Here is an 18,907-nt window from a genome sequence, read left to right on the forward strand (position 1 = left end):
CGTGATCAAAAAATTCATTCGCAAACTGCTCGGCCAGGACGAAACCGAGCAAACCTCTCCCGCAGCGGCCCCGGCCGACGAAGCGGCCCCTGCTACCCCGCGTGCCCCGAAAGGCGCCCGCGGCGGCACGAAAAAGCCGCGCAGCAACCATGAGCCGACCGTCGTGCCGGCCAGCGTGCACGGCATCAACCCGGCACTGATCTCGAAGAATGCCGTGCGCGTGACCGACACGCTGCAGCAGGCGGGCTTCCGCGCCTTCATCGTCGGCGGTGCGGTACGCGACCTGCTGCTCGGCATCGCGCCGAAGGACTTCGACGTCGCGACCGATGCAACGCCCACCGAGGTGCAGCGCCTGTTCCGCCGCGCGCGCCTGATCGGCCGCCGCTTCCAGATCGTCCACGTGCAGTTCGGCCAGGAGCTGATCGAGGTGTCGACGTTCCGCGCGCTGGTCGATGCGCCGCCCGAGGCGGCCGCTGCCGAGCCGCCGAGGCGCCTGAAGCGTGACGAACTCGATCGCCGCACCCATGCGGTCGACGCGAGCGGCCGCGTGCTGCGCGACAACGTGTGGGGCGAGCAGCACGAAGACGCCGCACGCCGCGACTTCACGATCAACGCGATGTACTACGACCCGTCGACGCAGACGGTGCTCGACTACCACGACGGGATGGCCGACGTGCGCGCCCGCCTGTTGCGGATGATCGGCGATCCGGCCACGCGCTTCCGCGAGGATCCGGTGCGGATGCTGCGCGTCGTGCGCTTCGCGGCGAAGCTCGGTTTCGAGATCGAGCCGCACACGCGCGAGCCGATCAACGCGCTCGCCGACCTGATCAACAATGTGCCGGCCGCGCGCCTGTTCGACGAAATGCTGAAGCTGCTGCTGTCGGGCCACGCGCTCGCGTGCCTGCAGCGGCTGCGCAAGGAAGGCCTGCACCACGGGCTGCTGCCGCTGCTCGACGTCGTGCTCGAACAGCCGCAGGGCGAGAAGTTCATCACGCTCGCGCTGAACAACACCGATGCACGCGTGCGCGCCGGCAAGCCGGTTTCCCCGGGCTTCCTGTTCGCGACGCTGCTGTGGCACGACATGCGCCAGCGCTTCGAGCAATACACGGCCGAAGGCGAAATCCCGGTGCCGGCGCTCCATCGCGCGATGGACGACGTGCTCGACATGCAGACCGAGAAACTCGCGATCCACAAGCGCTACTCGGCCGACATGCGCGAGATCTGGGGCCTGCAGCTGCGCCTCGAGAAACGCTCGGGCCGCAGCGCGATGAGGCTGCTGGAACACCAAAGGTTTAGAGCGGGGTATGATTTCCTCCTGTTACGCTGCGAATCCGGCGAGCTCGATGCGGAAGTCGGACAGTGGTGGACGGATTTCATCGAAGGCGACGCGGCCGCTCGCGAGGCATTGCTCACGCAGGGCGGCTCGAAGGAAAAATCGCCCCGCAAGCGGCGCCGCCGCGGCGGTGCGCGAAACCGCAAGCCGGGTGAAGGTGCCGCCGAGCAGGCACCGGACACCTCGGGCGGTTCCGACGACTGACGCGCACGACGGCGAACGACGTAGGAAGTGATGCCATGACGGTTGCATATATCGGACTGGGGGCGAATCTCGGCGATGCGCGCCAGACCCTGAAGGACGCGGTGGTGTGCCTCGCGCAGCAGCGCACCATCTCGATCCTCGGCAAATCGAGCCTGTATCGCACGGCGCCCTTCGAAGCGGGCGGCGACGACTACTACAACTGCGTCGTCAAGCTCGACACGACGCTGTCGGCGCGCGAGCTGCTCGCGCTCTGCCAGAAGATCGAACATCACTTCGGCCGCGAGCGCCCGTATCGCAACGCGCCGCGCACGCTCGACCTCGACATCCTGCTGTTCGGCGCCGACTCGATCGACGAACCCGACCTGATCGTCCCGCACCCGCGCCTCACCGATCGCGCGTTCGCGCTCGTGCCGCTCGTGGAGATCGAGCCCGCACTCGACATTCCCGCGCGCGGCCGTGCCGAAACCTTCCTCGCCGCCGTCGCGGATCAGCGTGTCGAGAAGGTGCAGACCTGCCAGTGCCTGATGCAGAAGGCGCTCGCCGCCAGCGAAGACGCCGACAAGAACCGCTGCCGATGACCCCGACACCCCTCACCGTCACTGCGCCCGACCTGCGCGCCCCGCACCGCTATCTCGTGATCGAAGGCCCGATCGGCGTCGGCAAGACGACGCTCGCGCGCCTGCTCGCCGAACGCTGGTCGATGCAGACGCTGCTCGAGCGCCCGCAGGACAACCCGTTCCTCGAACGCTTCTATCGCGATACCGCGCGCTACGCGCTGCCCGTGCAGCTGTCGTTCGCGCTGCAGCGTGCGCAGCAGGCACGCGAGCTGGTCGGTGCGCTCGAAACGGGCCGCCCGGTCATCGCCGATTTCATGCCGCAGAAAAACGACATCTTCGCGCGGCTGAACCTGCCGGAAGACGAGTGGCAGCTCTACCGTTCGGTCGCGACGCACGTCGACGTGCCGCAGGCGCCGTCGCCCGACCTCGTCGTCTACCTGCAGGCGAGCCCCGAAGTGCTGTTCTCGCGCATCCAGAAGCGCGGGCTGCCGATGGAGCTGCAGATCAGCGACGCGTACCTGCGCTCGCTCGTCGACGCGTACAACGAATTCTTCTACCACTACGACCGCACGCCGGTGCTGACGGTCGCCGCGGAACACCTGAACCCGCAGGATTCCCCCGAAGATCTCGCCCTGCTGGTCGAGCGCATCGAGACGATGCGCGGCCGCAAGGAATTCTTCGTCAAGGGCGAAACGACGCGCTGACGCGTCCTCGCCTGTCGTTCCTTACCATCCGAACCGGATTTCCCATGACCTATCTCCAGGAATCGAGCCGGCCTGCCGTCACGGTACCCAAGCTGCAGGCAATGCGCGCCGCCGGCGAGAAGATCGCGATGCTCACCTGCTACGACGCGAGCTTTGCCGCCCTGCTCGACCGTTCGGGCGTCGACGTGCTGCTGATCGGCGATTCGCTCGGCAACGTGCTGCAGGGCCACACGACCACGCTGCCCGTGTCGCTCGACGACATCGCGTATCACACCGCCTGTGTCGCCCGCGCGCAGCCGCGCGCGCTGGTCGTCGCCGATCTGCCGTTCGGCACGTACGGCACGCCGGCCGAGGCGTTCGCGAGTGCCGTCAAGCTGATGCGTGCCGGTGCGCAGATGGTCAAGCTCGAAGGCGGCGAATGGCTCGCCGAGACGATCCGCTTCCTCGTCGAGCGCGCGGTGCCCGTATGCGCGCACGTGGGCCTCACGCCGCAATCGGTGCACGCGTTCGGCGGCTTCAAGGTGCAAGGCAAGACCGAAGCCGGGGCCGCCCAGTTGCTGCGCGACGCGCGCGCGATCGAGGATGCGGGCGCGCAGCTCGTCGTGCTCGAAGCCGTGCCGACGCTCGTCGCCTCCGAAGTCACGCACATGCTCAAGGTTCCGACGATCGGCATCGGCGCGGGCGTCGACTGCTCGGGCCAGGTGCTCGTGCTGCACGACATGCTCGGCGTGTTCCCCGGCAAGCGGCCGCGCTTCGTGAAGGATTTCATGCAGGGCCAGCCGAACATCCAGGCGGCCGTCGAAGCGTATGTGCACGCGGTGAAGGATGGTTCGTTCCCTGGGGCGGAACATTCGTTCTGACGTCCGTGGCGAGGCCTGCGACGCGTGCGCCGGCGCCCCGATGTAAAAAAGCGCGGCGCCCTTTGCGGGGCGCCGCGCTTTTTCTTTCACACGCTGCCGATTGCCGGCTGCCGGTTACTTCAGTACCGCGTCGAGCGCGCCGCGCAGCGCGTTGGTCAGCAGCAGCGCCTCCGCACGCGCAAGATCGTCGCGGGTCACGACCCGCTCCGTCGCGCCGAACACACGATCGTCGAGCAACACGCCACGCATCACCCCCGGCAACAGGCCGGATTCGAGCGGCGGCGTTACCCACTGGCCGTCAAGCTTCACGAACAGGTTCGAGCGCCCGCCTTCCGTCACCTCGCCGCGTTCGTTGACGAACAGCATGTCGAAGCACCCGAGCGCCTCCGCCGCCTGCCACGCGCGATCGTATTCGGCGCGGCGCGTCGTCTTGTGCAGCAGCAGCGCATCGCTCGCGCGGGTCGGCGCGAAGCCGTGCGCAGACGCAAGCATCACGCCGACCGGCCCCGCCGGCAGCGGCTTGAGCGGCGCCGCGATGATCTCGATGGCGCCATCCTTCGCGAGCGAAAGCTTCATCCGGTAGGCGTCGTCGCCGTCGAGCGCCGCGCAGCGCGTATCGATCGCGTCGCGCAACGCCTCGGCGTCGAAGCGGAAGCCGAACGCATCCGCGCTACGCTGCAGCCGTGCGAGATGACGATCGAGGTGCCGGATGCCGTCCGCACGCGTGGCAGCGGTCGTTTCGAACAGCTGGAAGCCGGGATCGGCATCCGTCAGGAATCGTGCTTTCAATTCGCACTCCGCATATTCGTCGGCCGCGACACTGTCGAGCACGATGCCCGCGCCGACCCCCATCGTGCCACGGCGCCGGCCGGCGATTGGCGTCGCCGGACTGCGTGCTTCGGCACCGGTCGCACCTTCGCGGTCAGCGCCTTCGCCCGCCGTACCTTCACCGGTAGCATCGAGCGTCAGCGTCCGGATCGCGACCGACAGGCAAAAATCGCCACAACCGGCCGGGCGCTCACCCGGCACGTCGGAATCGGCACCTTGCTTCGCGGCGTCGAGCCAGCCGATCGCGCCCGTATAGAGGCCGCGCGGTGTCGACTCGATCGCATCGATCAACTGCATCGTCTTGTACTTCGGCGCGCCCGTGATCGATCCGCACGGGAACAACGCACGCAGCATCTGCGCGAACGTCGTCCCGTCGCGCCAGCCGGCCTCGACCGTCGACGTCATCTGCCACACCGACGCATACGGCTCGACGGAGAACAGCGCCGGCACGCGAACCGTCCCGGTGCGTGCGATCCGCGATATGTCGTTGCGCAGCAGGTCGACGATCATCACGTTTTCCGCGCGGTTCTTCGGATCGTTCGCGAGGAACGCGGCCGCCGCCGCATCGTCGCGAGGGTCGGCCGAACGCGGCGCGGTGCCCTTCATCGGCCGCGCGCGCAGCACGTCGCCGTGCTTCTCGACGAACAGCTCGGGCGAACACGACACGACCCACGCACCGTCGGGCAACGCGACCAGCGCGCCGTAGCGCACCGGCTGGCGCGCACGCAGCCGCCGGTACAGCGCGAGCGGCGTGCCGAACACGTCGAAGTTCAGCCGGTACGTGTAGTTGACCTGATACGAATCGCCCGCGCGCAGTGCGTCGTGCACCGCGGCGATCGCCGCATCGAACGCATCGCGCGACACGCTCTTCGCGACGTGCGCGACACCCGCGATCGACGGCGCGTCGCTGCCGCCGTCCTGCTGCGCGAGCCACGCGTCGACTTCGTCGCGCGACAGGCGTTCGCAGCGCGCATACAGCAAAAAGCGCAGCGGGGCATGGCCCGGCTGCGCCCGTTGCAGGTTGCGTCCGAATTCGTAATCGCCGACGACGACCGCATGCAGCCCGTCGCGCAGGTCCTGCGCCACCGCCGCATCGACTGCGTCGAGCCGCGCCGGATCCGTGCACACGCGTTCGCGCACGAATCCCGAATACAAACGACTCGACCGCGCGGACGCGGTCGAGTCGCAATCGTCCAAGAGCGCGAACGACGCGCTCTCGTTGCCTTCAGTCATGCTGTTACTCGAGTTACTCGAAGAAGCTCTTCACACGGTCGAACCAGCTCTTGCTCTGCGGGCTGTGACGCGCGCCGCCCTCGGCCAGCGACTTCTCGAACTGCTTGAGCAGGTCGCGCTGGTTGTCGGTCAGCTTCACGGGCGTCTCGACCTGCACGTGCACGTACAGATCGCCCGCGATGCTCGAACGCAGCCCCTTGATGCCCTTGCCGCGCAGCCGGAACGTCTTGCCCGACTGCGTGCCTTCCGGCACCGGGAACGATGCACGGCCGGCCAGCGTCGGCACCTCGATCTCGCCGCCGAGCGCGGCGGTCGTGAACGGGATCGGCATCTGGCAGTGGAGATCGTCGCCGTCGCGCTCGAACACCGAGTGCGGCTTGATGTGGATCTCGACGTACAGGTCGCCCGGCGGCCCGCCGTTGATGCCCGGCTCGCCGTTGCCGGCCGAGCGGATGCGCATCCCGTCGTCGATCCCGGCCGGGATCTTCACTTCGAGCGTCTTGGTTTCCTTCACCTTGCCCGACCCGTGGCAGTGCACGCACGGCTCGGGGATGTAGGTGCCCGTGCCGTGGCACTTCGGGCAGGTCTGCTGGATGCTGAAGAAACCCTGCGACATGCGCACCGTGCCCTGGCCATGACAGGTCGGGCAGGTTTCCGGCTTCGTGCCGGGCTTCGCACCCGACCCGTGGCAGACCTCGCACGACACCCAGCTCGGCACGCGGATCTGCGTGTCGTAGCCGTGTGCGGCCTGCTCGAGCGTGATTTCCATGCTGTAGCGCAGGTCGGCACCGCGATACACCTGCGGGCCGCCACGGCCGCCGCGCGCGGCGCCGCCCGCGGCCTGGCCGAAGATGTCGCCGAAGATGTCGCCGAACGCATCCGCGAAGCCGCCGAAACCCTGTGCGCCCGCACCGCCCATGTTCGGATCGACGCCCGCATGGCCGTACTGGTCGTACGCGGCCCGCTTCTGGCTGTCCGAGAGCATTTCGTAGGCTTCCTTCACCTCCTTGAAATGCTCTTCCGCATCCTTGTTGTCCGGATTGCGGTCAGGGTGATACTTCATCGCAAGCTTGCGATATGCCTTCTTGATTTCGTCGTCGCTCGCATTCTTCGCGACGCCCAGAACCTCGTAGTAATCCCGTTTCGCCATATCGATTCACTGTGCCGCCACGCATCGCGCACGCGGCGGCTCCTTTCGCCCGCAGTAAAGTCTCTCGACTCGTCTGGCGCTGCGCCCGTCCGCGGACGGCTCGTGCAGCACCCGCCAAAAAACAAATGTGCCCGGAGGGCCGCAAAGCCCGCCAGGCGTGGAGTCGATCCGGCCATCCGGAAGGAAAGACAGACCGCTTGTCAGCCAGCCCGTCAGCCGCGCCGCGCGCGTGTTGCGCGCGCGGCGTGCGGCACCGGGCAACCCGGCTTAGTCCTTCTTCACTTCCTTGAACTCGGCGTCGACGACATCGTCGGCAGCCTGTTGCGCGCCGCCCGCGTGGGCCGCACCTTCCGCTGCACCCGCTGCGCCGGCCGCACCCGCTTGCTGGGCCTGCATGTCGGCGTACATCTTTTCGCCGAGCTTCTGCGAAACCTTGCCGAGTTCCTCGACCTTCGCGTCGATCGCAGCCTTGTCGGCCGACGTGTCCTTCAGCACTTCCTCGAGCGACTTCAACGACGCTTCGATCGCTTCCTTCTCGCCCGCGTCCAGCTTGTCGCCGTACTCGGTCAGCGCCTTCTTCGTGCTGTGGACCAGCGCGTCGCCCTGGTTGCGCGAATCGGCCAGCTCGCGCAGCTTGTGATCTTCCGCTGCGTTCGCTTCCGCGTCCTTGATCATCTGGTCGATTTCAGCCTCGGACAGACCCGAGTTCGCCTTGATCGTGATCTTGTTTTCCTTGCCGGTCGCCTTGTCCTTCGCGCCGACGTGCAGGATACCGTTCGCGTCGATGTCGAAGGTCACTTCGATCTGCGGCACGCCACGCGGTGCGGGCGGGATGCCTTCGAGGTTGAACTCGCCGAGCAGCTTGTTGCCGGCTGCCATTTCGCGTTCGCCCTGGAACACCTTGATCGTCACGGCGCCCTGGTTGTCGTCCGCCGTCGAATACACTTGCGCGTGCTTCGTCGGGATCGTCGTGTTCTTGCTGATCATCTTCGTCATCACGCCGCCGAGCGTCTCGATACCGAGCGACAGCGGGGTCACGTCGAGCAGCAGCACGTCCTTGCGGTCGCCCGACAGGACCTGGCCCTGGATCGCCGCGCCAACCGCGACGGCTTCGTCCGGGTTCACGTCACGGCGCGGATCCTTGCCGAAGAACTCCTTCACCTTCTCCATGACCTTCGGCATGCGCGTCTGGCCGCCGACCAGGATCACGTCGTCGATGTCCGACACCTTGACGCCTGCGTCCTTGATCGCGATGCGGCACGGTTCGATCGTGCGCTCGACGAGGTCTTCCACCAGCGCTTCCAGCTTCGCGCGGGTGATCTTCAGGTTCAAGTGCTTCGGGCCCGACGCGTCCGCCGTGATGTACGGCAGGTTGATTTCGGTCTGCTGGCTCGACGACAGCTCGATCTTCGCCTTTTCAGCGGCTTCCTTCAGGCGCTGCAGCGCGAGCACGTCCTTCGACAGGTCGACGCCCTGCTCCTTCTTGAACTCGCCGATGATGTAATCGATGATGCGCTGGTCGAAGTCTTCGCCGCCGAGGAACGTGTCGCCGTTGGTCGACAGCACTTCGAACTGCATTTCGCCGTCGACGTCCGCGATCTCGATGATCGACACGTCGAACGTACCGCCGCCGAGGTCATACACGGCGATCTTGCGGTCGCCCTTCTCGGCCTTGTCGAGGCCGAACGCGAGCGCGGCTGCGGTCGGCTCGTTGATGATCCGCTTGACTTCGAGGCCCGCGATGCGGCCGGCATCCTTGGTTGCCTGGCGCTGGCTGTCGTTGAAGTACGCCGGCACCGTGATCACGGCTTCCGTGACCGGCTCGCCGAGGTAGTCTTCGGCCGTCTTCTTCATCTTGCGCAGCACTTCCGCCGAAACCTGCGGCGGCGCGAGCTTTTCGCCGTGCGCTTCGACCCATGCATCGCCGTTGTCGGCCTTGATGATGCTGTAAGGCATCAGGCCGATGTCCTTCTGGACTTCCTTCTCTTCGAAGCGGCGGCCGATCAGGCGCTTCACTGCGAACAGCGTGTTCTTCGGGTTGGTCACCGATTGACGCTTGGCCGGCGCGCCGACGAGCACTTCGTTGTCGTCCATGTAGGCGATGATCGACGGCGTGGTGCGCGTGCCTTCCGAGTTCTCGATGACCTTGACCTGGTTGCCTTCCATGATGGCGACGCACGAGTTCGTGGTGCCGAGGTCAATACCGATGATCTTTCCCATTTTTCCTAATCTCCAGAAATGCTTGTTTGCTGCGCAAAACCCCGCGTTTTGGGGCGGTTTCGCGCGCCAGAATTCAACTCTGTTCCCGAAATGCGTCCGGCCGGTCCGTTTTCAAGACCCGCCGAGCGATGCGGATATTAAATTTTTTCAATCGCTGCCGGCTAGGGGATCGCTACCCGCCGCCGCGATTTTCGCGCGTGCCGCCGACACGGCCGCCTCGAACTGAGCGAGGCCATGCCAGCCCGTGGCGCGGCCGAGCCGCTTGCCGCGGTGGAAGAAGAACCACGTCGGCACGCCGTGCAGCCCGAAGCGGCGCCCAAGCTGGTGGTGTTCGTACACGTTGCAATGGAACCACTTCAAGCCCAGCGCGCGGATGGCGTCGGGCTGGGCGAGCATCGCCTTTTTCGCGATCTCGCAGTTGAAGCAGTCGACGCCCCAGAAGAACACCACCGCAAGCGCGTCCCCCGCGCCGTCGATCGCCGCGTCGAACGTACCGGCGTCCAGCGCCTGCATGTCGAACGCGTCAAATGCGGCCGGATCGACGCCGGCGGGCACCATCGCGACGCCCTTACTTCGGCTGTGCGACGGTGACGAGCGCCGGACGCAGCACGCGGTCGGCGATCGTGTAGCCCTTCTGCAGCACCGTGACGACGGTGTTCGGCTCCTGCTCGGCCGGCACCATCGAAATTGCCTGGTGCTGGTGCGGATCGAACTTCTCGCCGACCGGGTTGATCGCGACGACGCGGCCCTTCTCGAGTGCGCTCGTCAGCTGGCGCAGCGTCAGCTCGACGCCTTCGCGCACCTTCGCGATATCGCCGGACGTATCGTTGACGGCCGCTTCCAGGCTGTCCAGCACGGGCAGCAGGTGCTCCGCGAAGCTCTCGATCGCGAACTTGTGCGCCTTCGAGACGTCGTCCTGCGCGCGGCGGCGGACGTTCTCGGTCTCGGCCTTCGCCCGCAGGTAGCTCTCCTGCAGCTCGGCGACCTTGGCTTGAGCCTCCGCGAGCGCCGCGTCGGCTGCTTCGGCGGCGGGAGCAGCGCCTTGCGCCGCCTGCTTCTCGCTGCCGGTATCTTCGGCCGATTGGGTAGACGGGTTCTCTTGCGTGTTTTCCATGTCGCTGAAAGTCGATTAGAGGTTGAAGCCAAATCGGCAACCGCCGGACCGTATACCCGGCGGCACCGCACATTGCTGGTGCAAATAAGGGTGAAAACTGCGATTTCAAGAGGGTTATCCGCCGGCATTCTCCAATGCAGCGAAACAACCGCGCGTCGCACCGGTGCATCGCCCGCATAGTCCGCCACGGCAGGCGAAACGGGCTGTAACAACGCTTACCTGGCAAGTACTAGCTTGGCACAGTCCCGCTGCACTACACTCCACTCAAGCGTCGGAAAAGCGTGTTTACCCTTAGCTGACCGACGCCTTACAACCACCCCCTGGCGCCGTTTTCACCCCTTCTCGAGGGGAGTACCGTGAAACTGACCTTTGCGATATCGGTGGTCGCGCTGGTACTCATTGCCGGCACCACCACCATCTGCCTGTCGGGAGCCGTGACCGACCGCACGACCGAATACGGGAGCGCGCGGGCGACGTTCGACCAGATGTTCAGCTCCCACCAGAAAATCTGTCGATGATCCGCCGGTCGCGCTTCGTCGGCCGGCCGTGCAATTCGGCCGCCGGCTCGCGATACGTGCGGCGCCGCTCCAGTTCGGCGAGCCGTGCGGCCCGCCCCGCTTCCGTTTCCTCGTAAAGCGTCTGCGCGACGCTCGCCGGCCCGCGCACGTCGCACACGCCGAGGACGGCAATGTGCCAGACGATGCCGTCGATCGCAATTTCGACCTCGTCGCCCACGCGCACTTCCTTCGCAGGCTTGACCGCAGCCCCGCCGATCTTCACGTGCCCCTTGTCGACCGCATCGGTCGCAAGCGAGCGCGTCTTGAAGAACCGGGCCGCCCACAGCCATTTGTCGATGCGCAGCTTCGCGCCCGGTTCGGTCGAAATCTTGTAGTTCATCGCACCTCACCCGCCGTTTCGGGCTGCGCGGCCTTGACCGGCCAGCCCTGCAAATTCTCGGCGACGATCTCGCCGAGCGCGCCGATCCACGCGGGCGCGCCGTTCAGGCACGGAATCCGGTGGAACGCCTTGCCGCCGCCGGCGAGGAACTCGTCGCGCACTTCCATGCCGATCTCCTCGATCGTCTCCAGGCAATCGGCCGTGAAACCGGGGCAGAACACGTCGGCCCGTTGTACGCCGGCCTCGCCGAACTCGCGCAACGTCGGCGCGGTATAAGGCTGCAGCCATTCGGCCTTGCCGAAACGCGACTGGAACGTGACGCGGCACTCGGTCGTCGACAGCCCGAGCGCGGCCATCAGCAGCGCGCCCGTCTGCTGGCACTGGTCGTGATAGGGATCGCCGAGGTCGAGCGTGCGCTTCGGCACGCCGTGAAAGCTCAGCACGAGCTTGTCGCCGGCCGCGAAATCCGGCCGGCCGTGCTGCGCCCAATACTGGCGCACCTGCTCGGCCAGCGCGTGGATGTAGGCCGGATGGTCGGCGTAGTGCCGTATCGTGCGCACCTCCGGCTGGTTGCGCATGCGCGAGAGGGCATCGAATGCGGCGTCGAATGCGGTGGCCGTGGTCGACGCCGAGTATTGCGGATACATCGGCATCAGCAGCACGCGCTCGACGCCGGCGCGCTTGAACTGCGCGAGCGCGTGCGAGATGTTCGGACTGCCGTAGCGCATCGCGTAGTCGACCTGCACTTGATAACCGTTCGACGCGAGCAGGTGCCGCACGCCGTCGGTCTGGCGCACGGTATGCACGCGCAGCGGCGAGCCCTCGGGCATCCAGACGGCCGCGTATTTCTTCGCGGACGCGCGGCCGCGCAGCGGCAGGATCAGCGTGCGCAGCAGCACCTGCCAGACGGCCTGCGGAATCTCGACGACTCGCGGATCCGACAGGAATTCGGCCAGATAGCGCCGCACGGCACGCGGCGTGGGCGCATCGGGCGTGCCGAGATTGATCAGCAGCACACCGATGCGATGGGCGGCCGCGATACTCGAAGGCGGCTCAAGATCGAAACGCATGGGCAAGAACGTGCTCGGGGCACGGGACCGGACGGCTCTCAATTATAGCGGGCCGCCTCGCGCCGGTCGGCTGGCCGTTCGGCCGACTGTCGGCGCACGCGGCGCCGCGGCACGATGACGGGGCGGGATCGGGCTGGCGCTCGCAGGCTATTGCTGGCTCAGCGTGAGCGACAGCAGCCGCGCGGTGATGTCGACGATCGGGATCACGCGGTTGTACGCCATGCGGGTCGGGCCGATCACGCCGAGCGTGCCGACGATCTGCCCGTTTACCTCGTAAGGGGCGGTAACGACGCTCATTTCCTCGATCGGCACGAGTGTCGATTCGCCGCCGATGAAGATCTGCACGCCCTGGGCGTGGCTCGACACGTCGAGCAGTTGCAGGAGGCCCGTCTTTTGGTCGAATACGTCGAACAGCTTGCGCAGCCGGGCCATGTCGGACGACAGATCCGCCACCTCGAGCAGGTTGCGCTCGCCGGAAATCAGCACGGTGTCCTCGGTGTCGGGCACCTCGGTGCTGGCCGTCACGGCCGCATGCATCAGCGTGGTCATGTCGCCGCGCAACTGGTCGATCTCGTCGCGCAGGCGACGGCGCACCTCGTCGAACGACAGCCCGGCGAAATGCGCGTTGATGTAGTTGGACGCCTCGGTCAGTTGCGACGGCGAGTAGTCGCGCGGCGTCGCGAGCATCCGGTTCTGCACGTCGCCCTCGGGCGTCACGATGATCAGCAGGATGCGCTTGTCCGACAGGCGCATGAACTCGATCTGCTTGAACACGTGGCTGCGGCGCGGCGTCAGCACGACGCCCGCGAACTGCGACAGGTTCGACAGCACGCTCGCGGCGGCCGCCACGACGCGCTGCTGCGGCTCGCCGGCCTGCAGCGTGTTCTGCACCTGCCGCGCGACGGCCTCGGCGTCGATCGGCACCTCGACCGTCAGCATCGTGTCGACGAACAGCCGGTAGCCGCGCGGCGTCGGCACGCGGCCGGCCGACGTGTGCGGGCTCGACACGAGGCCGAGCTCCTCCAGGTCGGACATCACGTTGCGGATCGTCGCCGGGCTCAGCTCGAGCCCGGAGTAACGGGACAACGTGCGCGATCCGACTGGCTGACCGTCGGCGATATACCGTTCGATCAGGGTTTTCAGGAGGGTTCGTGCGCGAGGATCTAGCATGGTGGAAAATTTTAGCGCAACCGCGCGACCGCGGCGAGTGGCGTCGGCCGCCGATGCGCGGGCCGACCCGATCCGGCCCCGTCGGCGAACAGCCGGTTCTTTTCGTCAACGAGCTATGGTGTAATGCCGGCATGAAAACCGGTAATCAGTTCAACACTGTCGCGCTCGTCGGCCGGAGCAACACGCCGAACATCGCCGAGCCGCTCGCCACGCTGGCCGCCTGCATCGCCAAGCGGGGCTTCGAGGTCGTCTTCGAAGCCGAGACCGCGCGCGAGATCGGCATCACCGGCTACCCGGCGCTGACCCCGGCCGAAATCGGGGCGCGCGCCGACGTGGCGGTCGTACTGGGCGGCGACGGGACGATGCTCGGCATCGGCCGTCAGCTCGCGCCGTACAAGACACCGCTGATCGGGATCAACCACGGGCGGCTCGGCTTCATCACCGATATCGCGGCCGCCGACATGCAGGCACTCGTCCCGGTGATCCTGTCGGGCAAGTTCGAGCGCGAGGAGCGCTCGCTGCTCGAGGCCCGGATCATGCGCGACGGCGAACCGATCTACCACGCGCTCGCGTTCAACGACGTCGTCGTGAACCGCAGCGGCTTCTCCGGGATGGTCGAGCTGCGCGCGTCGGTCGACGGCCGGTACATGTACAACCAGCGTTCGGACGGCCTGATCGTCGCCACGCCGACCGGCTCGACCGCTTACGCGCTGTCGTCGGCCGGCCCGATCCTCCATCCGCAGTTGCAGGGCATCGTGCTCGTGCCGATCGCGCCGCACGCGCTGTCGAACCGGCCGATCGTACTGCCCGACGATTCGAAGATCGCGATCCAGATCGTCGGCGGGCGCGACGTCAACGTGAACTTCGACATGCAGTCGTTCACGTCGCTCGAACTGAACGACACGATCGAGGTGCGCCGCTCGAAGCACACGGTGCCGTTCCTGCACCCGATCGGCTACAGCTACTACGCGACGCTGCGCAAGAAGCTGCACTGGAACGAACACGCCTCGAACGAAGACGACAAGGCGTCCTGACGCCGCTCCGCCCGACACCATGCTCCGCCACCTCTCGATCCGCGACTTCGTCATCGTCGCCGCGCTCGATCTCGAATTCGACAGCGGCTTTTCCGTCTTTTCCGGTGAAACCGGCGCCGGGAAATCGATCCTGATCGACGCCCTCGCCCTCGCGCTCGGCGAACGCGCCGACGCGAGCGTCGTGCGCACCGGCTGCGGCCGCGCCGACATCACCGCCGAATTCACGCCGCACGACCGCGTCGCGCGCTGGCTCGACGAACACGCGTTCGACACCGAGGACACCGTGATGCTGCGCCGCGTGATCGATGCGAACGGACGGTCGCGCGCGTTCATCAACGGCACCAGCGCGACGCTCGCGCAGCTGCGTGAACTCGGCGAAATGCTCGTCGACATCCACGGCCAGCATGCGCACCAGCTGCTGATGCGGCCCGACGCGCAGCGCGAGCTGTTCGACACGCACGCGGGGCTCGTCGCCGATGCGGCGAACGTCGCGCGCGCGTGGCGCGTGTGGCGCGACGCGACGCAGGCGATCGAGGCCGCGAAGGCGCACGAGCGGGAGCTGCAGCTCGAACGCGAAAAGCTCGCGTGGCAGCTCGCCGAGCTCGACAAGCTCGCGCCGCAGCCCGGTGAATGGGACGAGGTCAGCAACGAGCACAAGCGCCTGTCGCACTCGGCAAACCTGATCGACGGCGTGCGCGGCGCACTCAACGCGTTGTCCGAGGCCGACGACGCGATGCTCGCGCAGCTCGGCGCGATCGTCTCGAAGCTGCGCAGCCTGGCCGACTACGACACCGCGCTCGGCGACGCGCTCGCGTCGCTCGAACCGGCCGAGATCCAGCTGCAGGAAGCCGTCTACTCGCTGTCCCACTATGCGCAGCGCGTCGATCTCGATCCCGAGCGGCTCGCGCAGGTCGAAACGCGCCTCGATGCGCTGCATTCGACCGCCCGCAAGTTCCGGTTGCCGCCCGACACGCTGCACGAAGAACACGCGGCACGCCGCGCGCAGCTCGCCGCGCTCGACGCGGCCGCCGATCTCGGTGCGCTCGAGGCGACGCAGGCCAAGGCGCGGGAGGCCTATCTCGCCGATGCCAGGCATCTGTCGAAGGCGCGCGCGCAGGCCGCCAAGGCGCTCGGCACGGCCGTCACGGCCGGCATGCAGGAACTGTCGATGGCGGGCGGAAGCTTCGAAGTCGCGCTCGTCCCGCTCGCCGACGGCGGCCCGCACGGGCTCGAGCAGGTCGAATTCCGGGTCGCCGGCCACCCCGGCGTGCCGCTGCGGCCGCTCGCGAAGGTCGCGTCGGGCGGCGAACTCGCGCGGATCAGCCTCGCGCTCGCAGTGATCGCAAGCGCGGCGAGCCCGACGCCGACGCTGATCTTCGACGAAGTCGATACGGGGATCGGCGGCGGCGTCGCCGAAGTGGTCGGCCGCCTGCTGCACCAGCTCGGGCGCGATCGCCAGGTGCTGTGCGTGACACACCTGCCGCAGGTCGCCGCGCGCGGCGACCACCACTTCCAGGTCGCGAAGGGCGCCGACGAGCGCGGCGGCACGGTGTCGACGGTCGTCGCGCTCGACCGCGCCAACCGGATCGAGGAAGTCGCGCGGATGCTCGGCGGGCTCGAGATCACGGCCACGACGCGCAAGCACGCGAAGGAAATGCTGGCGGCCTGACGCGGGTACTGCGTGGGCCGAATTCAAAAAGACCGGCGCATGCGCCGGTCTTTTTTTTTTGCCCGCACGGCCGCTCGCCCGATCGCGCCCGCCCTGCTCCGGGAATTCGAACGCCCGACTCAAACACCCGACTCAAACGCCCGTTTCAGCCGTCCCGAACACGCGCGCCCACAGCGCCGTCACGGCTGCGCGCTCGTCGGCGACCACGGCCGGATCGACCCGCGCCTTCTCCATCCCGTCGAGCCGCAGCTTGTGCTGCAGCTTCCGGTACTTCCGGTAGGCCGCGCCGACGCGCTCGGCCTCGTCCTCGCCCATCAGCCCGAAGCGCGCGACCTCGCGCAGCAGCGCGATGTTGCCCGTGTTGCGGATCAGCTCGGCGTCGCTCGACGCGTGCAGCAGCACCCAGTACTGGACGATGAATTCGATGTCGACCATCCCGCCGCGATCGTGCTTCAGGTCGAACAGCTCGGTCTGGTTCGGATGGCCGGCAAACACCTTGCCGCGCATGTCGACGATCTCCTTCGCGAGCACGCCGCCGTCGCGCGGCGTCGTCAGCACCTGCTGGCGGATCGCCTCGAAGTCCGCGCCGATCTGCGCGTCGCCCGCGCTGTAGCGGGCACGCGTCAGCGCCTGGTGCTCCCACACCCACGCGGTGTTCGCGGCATCGCCCTCGCGCAGCTGGTAGCGGCGGAACGCATCGAGATCGGTGACGAGCAGCCCGGCCTCGCCGTTCGGCCGCAGCCGCAGGTCGATGTCGAACAGCGCGCCGGCCCCGGTCGCCGTGGTGAGCCACGTGATGAGCCGCCGCGTGAAGGTCGTGTAGACGTCCGCCGAGCGCTCGTCCGCGTCGTCGTACAGGAAGATCAGGTCGAGATCGGATGCGTAGCCGAGCTCCTTGCCGCCCAGCTTGCCGTACGCGATCACCGCGAACTTCGGCACGTCGCGATGACGCTTCGCGAGCTGGGACCAGACGACTTCGATCGTCACGTCGAGCACCGCGTCGGCCAGCTCGGACAGCCGGTCGCTCACATGCTCGACCGACAGCTGCCCGGCCAGGTCGATCAGCAGGATCCGGAACACCTCCGCGTGCTGCGCGTGCCGCAGCAGGTCCATCTGCTGCTCGGGGCCGTCGGCCGCCGCGAGACGCGCGCGCAGCGCGTCCTTGAACGCAGGCCAGTCGAACGGGCTCGCGATCGCCTCGTCGTCGAGCAGTTCGTCGAGCAGTTGCGGGTGGCGGATCAGATAACCGCCGCCCCAGCGCGTCGCGCCGAGCACCGACAGCACGCGGTCGAGCGCGGCCGGATACTCGGTCAGCAGCGCGAGATAGACGCCGCGCCGGCTGACCGTCTCGAGCAGGTCGAACAGGCGCACGATCGTGTCGTCGCGGCGTGCGGCGTCGATGTTCGGCGCGGCGTCGAGCGCCCGCTGCGCGACGCGGTCGAAGCGCTGCCGGCTCTTTTCCGGCAGGCCCGCATAGCGCGTCGATTGCCAGATCGCACGCAGCCGCGCGAGCACGGCGGCCGGATCGGCGAAACCGAGGCCGTCGAGGCGCGCGACCAGCGCATCGTCCTCGCCGTCGTCGCCCAGCGCGCCGCTCCAGATCCATGCGGCGGCCGTGTCGTCACCCGCCGCGCAAGGGCCGCCGCCCTTCACCTTGTCCGCGAAGATCTGGTCGAACTGCGCCTCGACGAAGTTCCGGTGCTCATCCAGCACCGTCATCAGCGCCGCATAGTCGGCAAAGCCGAGCGACGCGGCCAGCGCCGCGCGTTCATCCGGCTCGACCGGCATCGCGTGCGTCTGCGCGTCGTTGCGGTACTGCAGCCGGTGTTCGAGCGTGCGCAGGAAGTTGTAGGCATCGGCGAGGCGCGCGCGCACGTCCTCGCCGATCAGCCCGCGCGCCTGCGCATGGCGCAACACCGCGAGCGTCGGCCGCACGCGGAATTCCGCATCCTGGCCGCCCCGGATCAGCTGGAATACCTGCGCGCTGAACTCGATCTCGCGGATCCCGCCGCGCCCGAGCTTGATGTCGTCGGACTTGTCGGGCCGCATCGACGCGCGGCGCGCGGCTTCCTGCCGGATCTGCTGGTGCAGCGAGCGGATCGCGCCGATCACGCCGAAATCGAGATAGCGGCGATACACGAACGGCTTGACGATCGACTCGAGCTGCGACTCCAGCCGTCGCGCCGCGTCGCTGTCGCCTTCCGACACGAGCCGTCCCTTGATCCATGCATAGCGCTCCCACTCGCGCCCCTGCACGTAGAAATATTCCTCGAGCATGCCGAGGCTGCAGACGAGCGGCCCCGAATCGCCGTTCGGACGCAGCCGCATGTCGACGCGAAACACATAGCCGTCGGCCGTGACCTCGGACAGCACGCCGATCAGGCGCCGGCCGAGCCGCGTGAAGTATTCCTGCGTGGACAGCGGCGAACGCGCGCCGCCGGTCGTCTCGCCGTCGTCCTCGTACACGAAGATCAGGTCGATGTCCGACGACACGTTCAGCTCGCGGCCACCGAGCTTGCCCATCCCGACCACGCCGAGCACGACGCGCTGGCCGTCGGCGCCGCGCGGCTCGCCGTACAGCGCCTCGAGTTCAACCGACAGCAGCGCGAGCGAGCGCTGCACGGCCACTTCGGCGAGATCGGTCATCGCGCCCGTGACCTCGGCGACGTCCGCCAGCCCGCGCAGGTCGCGTTCCGCGACCGCGCCGAACGCCTCGGCACGCAACTGCCTCAGCGCGCGCTTCAGTTGCTCCTCGGTCGGCGCGGCCGTGCCGGCCGGCGTCGCCAGCAGCTCGGTGAGGCGCGCGTCGAGCTGCGCGCGGCCGAGCGGCGCGGCGGCCCACGCGGCGACCTGTTCGGCCAGCG

Annotated in this window: 16 protein-coding genes; 7 read left to right on the plus strand and 9 right to left on the minus strand. The window is 67.6% G+C overall.

Going from position 1 to position 18,907, the window contains the following annotated elements:
• Position 1: 1 nt before the first annotated feature.
• The 4 genes from pcnB to panB are packed head-to-tail and all read left to right on the plus strand — an operon-like array spanning position 2 to position 3,658.
• Complete coding sequence (pcnB, locus tag L810_RS31135; protein WP_021162207.1) at positions 2-1,537, plus strand: polynucleotide adenylyltransferase PcnB; 1,536 nt, start codon at positions 2-4, stop codon at positions 1,535-1,537.
• Positions 1,538-1,572: 35 nt separating this feature from the next.
• A complete protein-coding gene (gene folK / locus L810_RS31140) occupies positions 1,573-2,115 on the plus strand; it encodes a 2-amino-4-hydroxy-6-hydroxymethyldihydropteridine diphosphokinase (protein WP_021162208.1) in 543 nt (180 codons plus the stop codon).
• Positions 2,112-2,798, plus strand: a complete 687-nt coding sequence (locus tag L810_RS31145) for a deoxynucleoside kinase (RefSeq protein WP_042976856.1) — start codon at positions 2,112-2,114, stop codon at positions 2,796-2,798. Before folK ends, L810_RS31145 begins: the two co-directional genes overlap by 4 nt.
• Before the next feature lie 44 nt (positions 2,799-2,842).
• Positions 2,843-3,658, plus strand: a complete 816-nt coding sequence (gene panB, locus L810_RS31150; RefSeq protein ID WP_021162210.1) for a 3-methyl-2-oxobutanoate hydroxymethyltransferase — start codon at positions 2,843-2,845, stop codon at positions 3,656-3,658.
• A gap of 114 nt (positions 3,659-3,772) precedes the next feature.
• On the opposite strand, the gene L810_RS31155 is transcribed toward panB, so the two are convergent.
• The 5 genes from L810_RS31155 to grpE form a co-directional block, all read right to left on the minus strand.
• Positions 3,773-5,719: a chorismate-binding protein gene (locus L810_RS31155; RefSeq protein WP_021162211.1), complete on the minus strand. Its 1,947-nt coding sequence runs from the start codon at positions 5,717-5,719 to the stop codon at positions 3,773-3,775.
• Positions 5,720-5,732: 13 nt separating this feature from the next.
• The gene (gene dnaJ, locus L810_RS31160) at positions 5,733-6,869 is read right to left on the minus strand and encodes a molecular chaperone DnaJ (RefSeq protein ID WP_021162212.1); all 1,137 of its coding nucleotides are present in this window, start codon (positions 6,867-6,869) and stop codon (positions 5,733-5,735) included.
• Positions 6,870-7,136: 267 nt separating this feature from the next.
• Positions 7,137-9,089 carry a molecular chaperone DnaK gene (dnaK, locus tag L810_RS31165; RefSeq protein ID WP_021162213.1) on the minus strand — a complete coding sequence of 651 codons (1,953 nt, stop codon included), beginning with the start codon at positions 9,087-9,089 and terminating at the stop codon, positions 7,137-7,139.
• A gap of 147 nt (positions 9,090-9,236) precedes the next feature.
• Complete coding sequence (locus L810_RS31170; RefSeq protein WP_021162214.1) at positions 9,237-9,647, minus strand: thioredoxin family protein; 411 nt, start codon at positions 9,645-9,647, stop codon at positions 9,237-9,239.
• Positions 9,648-9,657: 10 nt separating this feature from the next.
• Positions 9,658-10,203: a nucleotide exchange factor GrpE gene (grpE, locus tag L810_RS31175; protein WP_021162215.1), complete on the minus strand. Its 546-nt coding sequence runs from the start codon at positions 10,201-10,203 to the stop codon at positions 9,658-9,660.
• Between the two features lie 356 nt (positions 10,204-10,559).
• On the opposite strand from grpE, the gene L810_RS48550 reads away from it, so the two are divergent.
• Positions 10,560-10,721 carry a hypothetical protein gene (locus L810_RS48550; protein WP_006476841.1) on the plus strand — a complete coding sequence of 54 codons (162 nt, stop codon included), beginning with the start codon at positions 10,560-10,562 and terminating at the stop codon, positions 10,719-10,721.
• On the opposite strand, the gene L810_RS31180 is transcribed toward L810_RS48550, so the two are convergent.
• The 3 genes from L810_RS31180 to hrcA form a co-directional block, all read right to left on the minus strand.
• Positions 10,693-11,100 (minus strand): RNA-binding S4 domain-containing protein, encoded by a 408-nt coding sequence (locus L810_RS31180; protein WP_021162216.1) that lies wholly within the window; start codon positions 11,098-11,100, stop codon positions 10,693-10,695. The two genes, L810_RS48550 and L810_RS31180, sit on opposite strands and share 29 nt — an antisense overlap.
• Positions 11,097-12,170: a ferrochelatase gene (gene hemH / locus L810_RS31185; RefSeq protein ID WP_021162217.1), complete on the minus strand. Its 1,074-nt coding sequence runs from the start codon at positions 12,168-12,170 to the stop codon at positions 11,097-11,099. Before hemH ends, L810_RS31180 begins: the two co-directional genes overlap by 4 nt.
• A 147-nt stretch (positions 12,171-12,317) precedes the next feature.
• Entirely contained in the window at positions 12,318-13,340 is a 1,023-nt protein-coding gene (gene hrcA / locus L810_RS31190) for a heat-inducible transcriptional repressor HrcA (protein ID WP_021162218.1), read from the minus strand.
• A gap of 131 nt (positions 13,341-13,471) precedes the next feature.
• Between hrcA and L810_RS31195 the strand changes: the two genes are divergently transcribed.
• Entirely contained in the window at positions 13,472-14,374 is a 903-nt protein-coding gene (locus L810_RS31195) for an NAD kinase (RefSeq protein ID WP_027788318.1), read from the plus strand.
• A 19-nt stretch (positions 14,375-14,393) separates the two neighbouring features.
• A complete protein-coding gene (gene recN / locus L810_RS31200) occupies positions 14,394-16,043 on the plus strand; it encodes a DNA repair protein RecN (protein WP_021162220.1) in 1,650 nt (549 codons plus the stop codon).
• Positions 16,044-16,175: 132 nt separating this feature from the next.
• Here the strand turns inward: recN and glnE are convergent.
• The coding region (glnE, locus tag L810_RS31205; RefSeq protein WP_042976860.1) for a bifunctional [glutamate--ammonia ligase]-adenylyl-L-tyrosine phosphorylase/[glutamate--ammonia-ligase] adenylyltransferase at positions 16,176-18,907 on the minus strand (2,732 nt) is incomplete at its 5' end.

This window comes from Burkholderia sp. AU4i (genome assembly GCF_000466765.1).
Classification (GTDB): domain Bacteria; phylum Pseudomonadota; class Gammaproteobacteria; order Burkholderiales; family Burkholderiaceae; genus Burkholderia; species Burkholderia cepacia.

Bases quoted from the DNA above. Each gene is read 5' to 3' on its own strand.
- folK (WP_021162208.1), top strand. From the start codon at position 1,573: ATGACGGTTGCATATATCGGACTGGGGGCGAATCTCGGCGATGCGCGC.
- L810_RS31145 (WP_042976856.1), top strand. From the start codon at position 2,112: ATGACCCCGACACCCCTCACCGTCACTGCGCCCGACCTGCGCGCCCCG.
- panB (WP_021162210.1), top strand. From the start codon at position 2,843: ATGACCTATCTCCAGGAATCGAGCCGGCCTGCCGTCACGGTACCCAAG.
- L810_RS31155 (WP_021162211.1), bottom strand. From the start codon at position 5,719: ATGACTGAAGGCAACGAGAGCGCGTCGTTCGCGCTCTTGGACGATTGC.
- dnaJ (WP_021162212.1), bottom strand. From the start codon at position 6,869: ATGGCGAAACGGGATTACTACGAGGTTCTGGGCGTCGCGAAGAATGCG.
- dnaK (WP_021162213.1), bottom strand. From the start codon at position 9,089: ATGGGAAAGATCATCGGTATTGACCTCGGCACCACGAACTCGTGCGTC.
- L810_RS31170 (WP_021162214.1), bottom strand. From the start codon at position 9,647: ATGGTGCCCGCCGGCGTCGATCCGGCCGCATTTGACGCGTTCGACATG.
- grpE (WP_021162215.1), bottom strand. From the start codon at position 10,203: ATGGAAAACACGCAAGAGAACCCGTCTACCCAATCGGCCGAAGATACC.
- L810_RS31180 (WP_021162216.1), bottom strand. From the start codon at position 11,100: ATGAACTACAAGATTTCGACCGAACCGGGCGCGAAGCTGCGCATCGAC.
- hemH (WP_021162217.1), bottom strand. From the start codon at position 12,170: ATGCGTTTCGATCTTGAGCCGCCTTCGAGTATCGCGGCCGCCCATCGC.
- hrcA (WP_021162218.1), bottom strand. From the start codon at position 13,340: ATGCTAGATCCTCGCGCACGAACCCTCCTGAAAACCCTGATCGAACGG.
- L810_RS31195 (WP_027788318.1), top strand. From the start codon at position 13,472: ATGAAAACCGGTAATCAGTTCAACACTGTCGCGCTCGTCGGCCGGAGC.
- recN (WP_021162220.1), top strand. From the start codon at position 14,394: ATGCTCCGCCACCTCTCGATCCGCGACTTCGTCATCGTCGCCGCGCTC.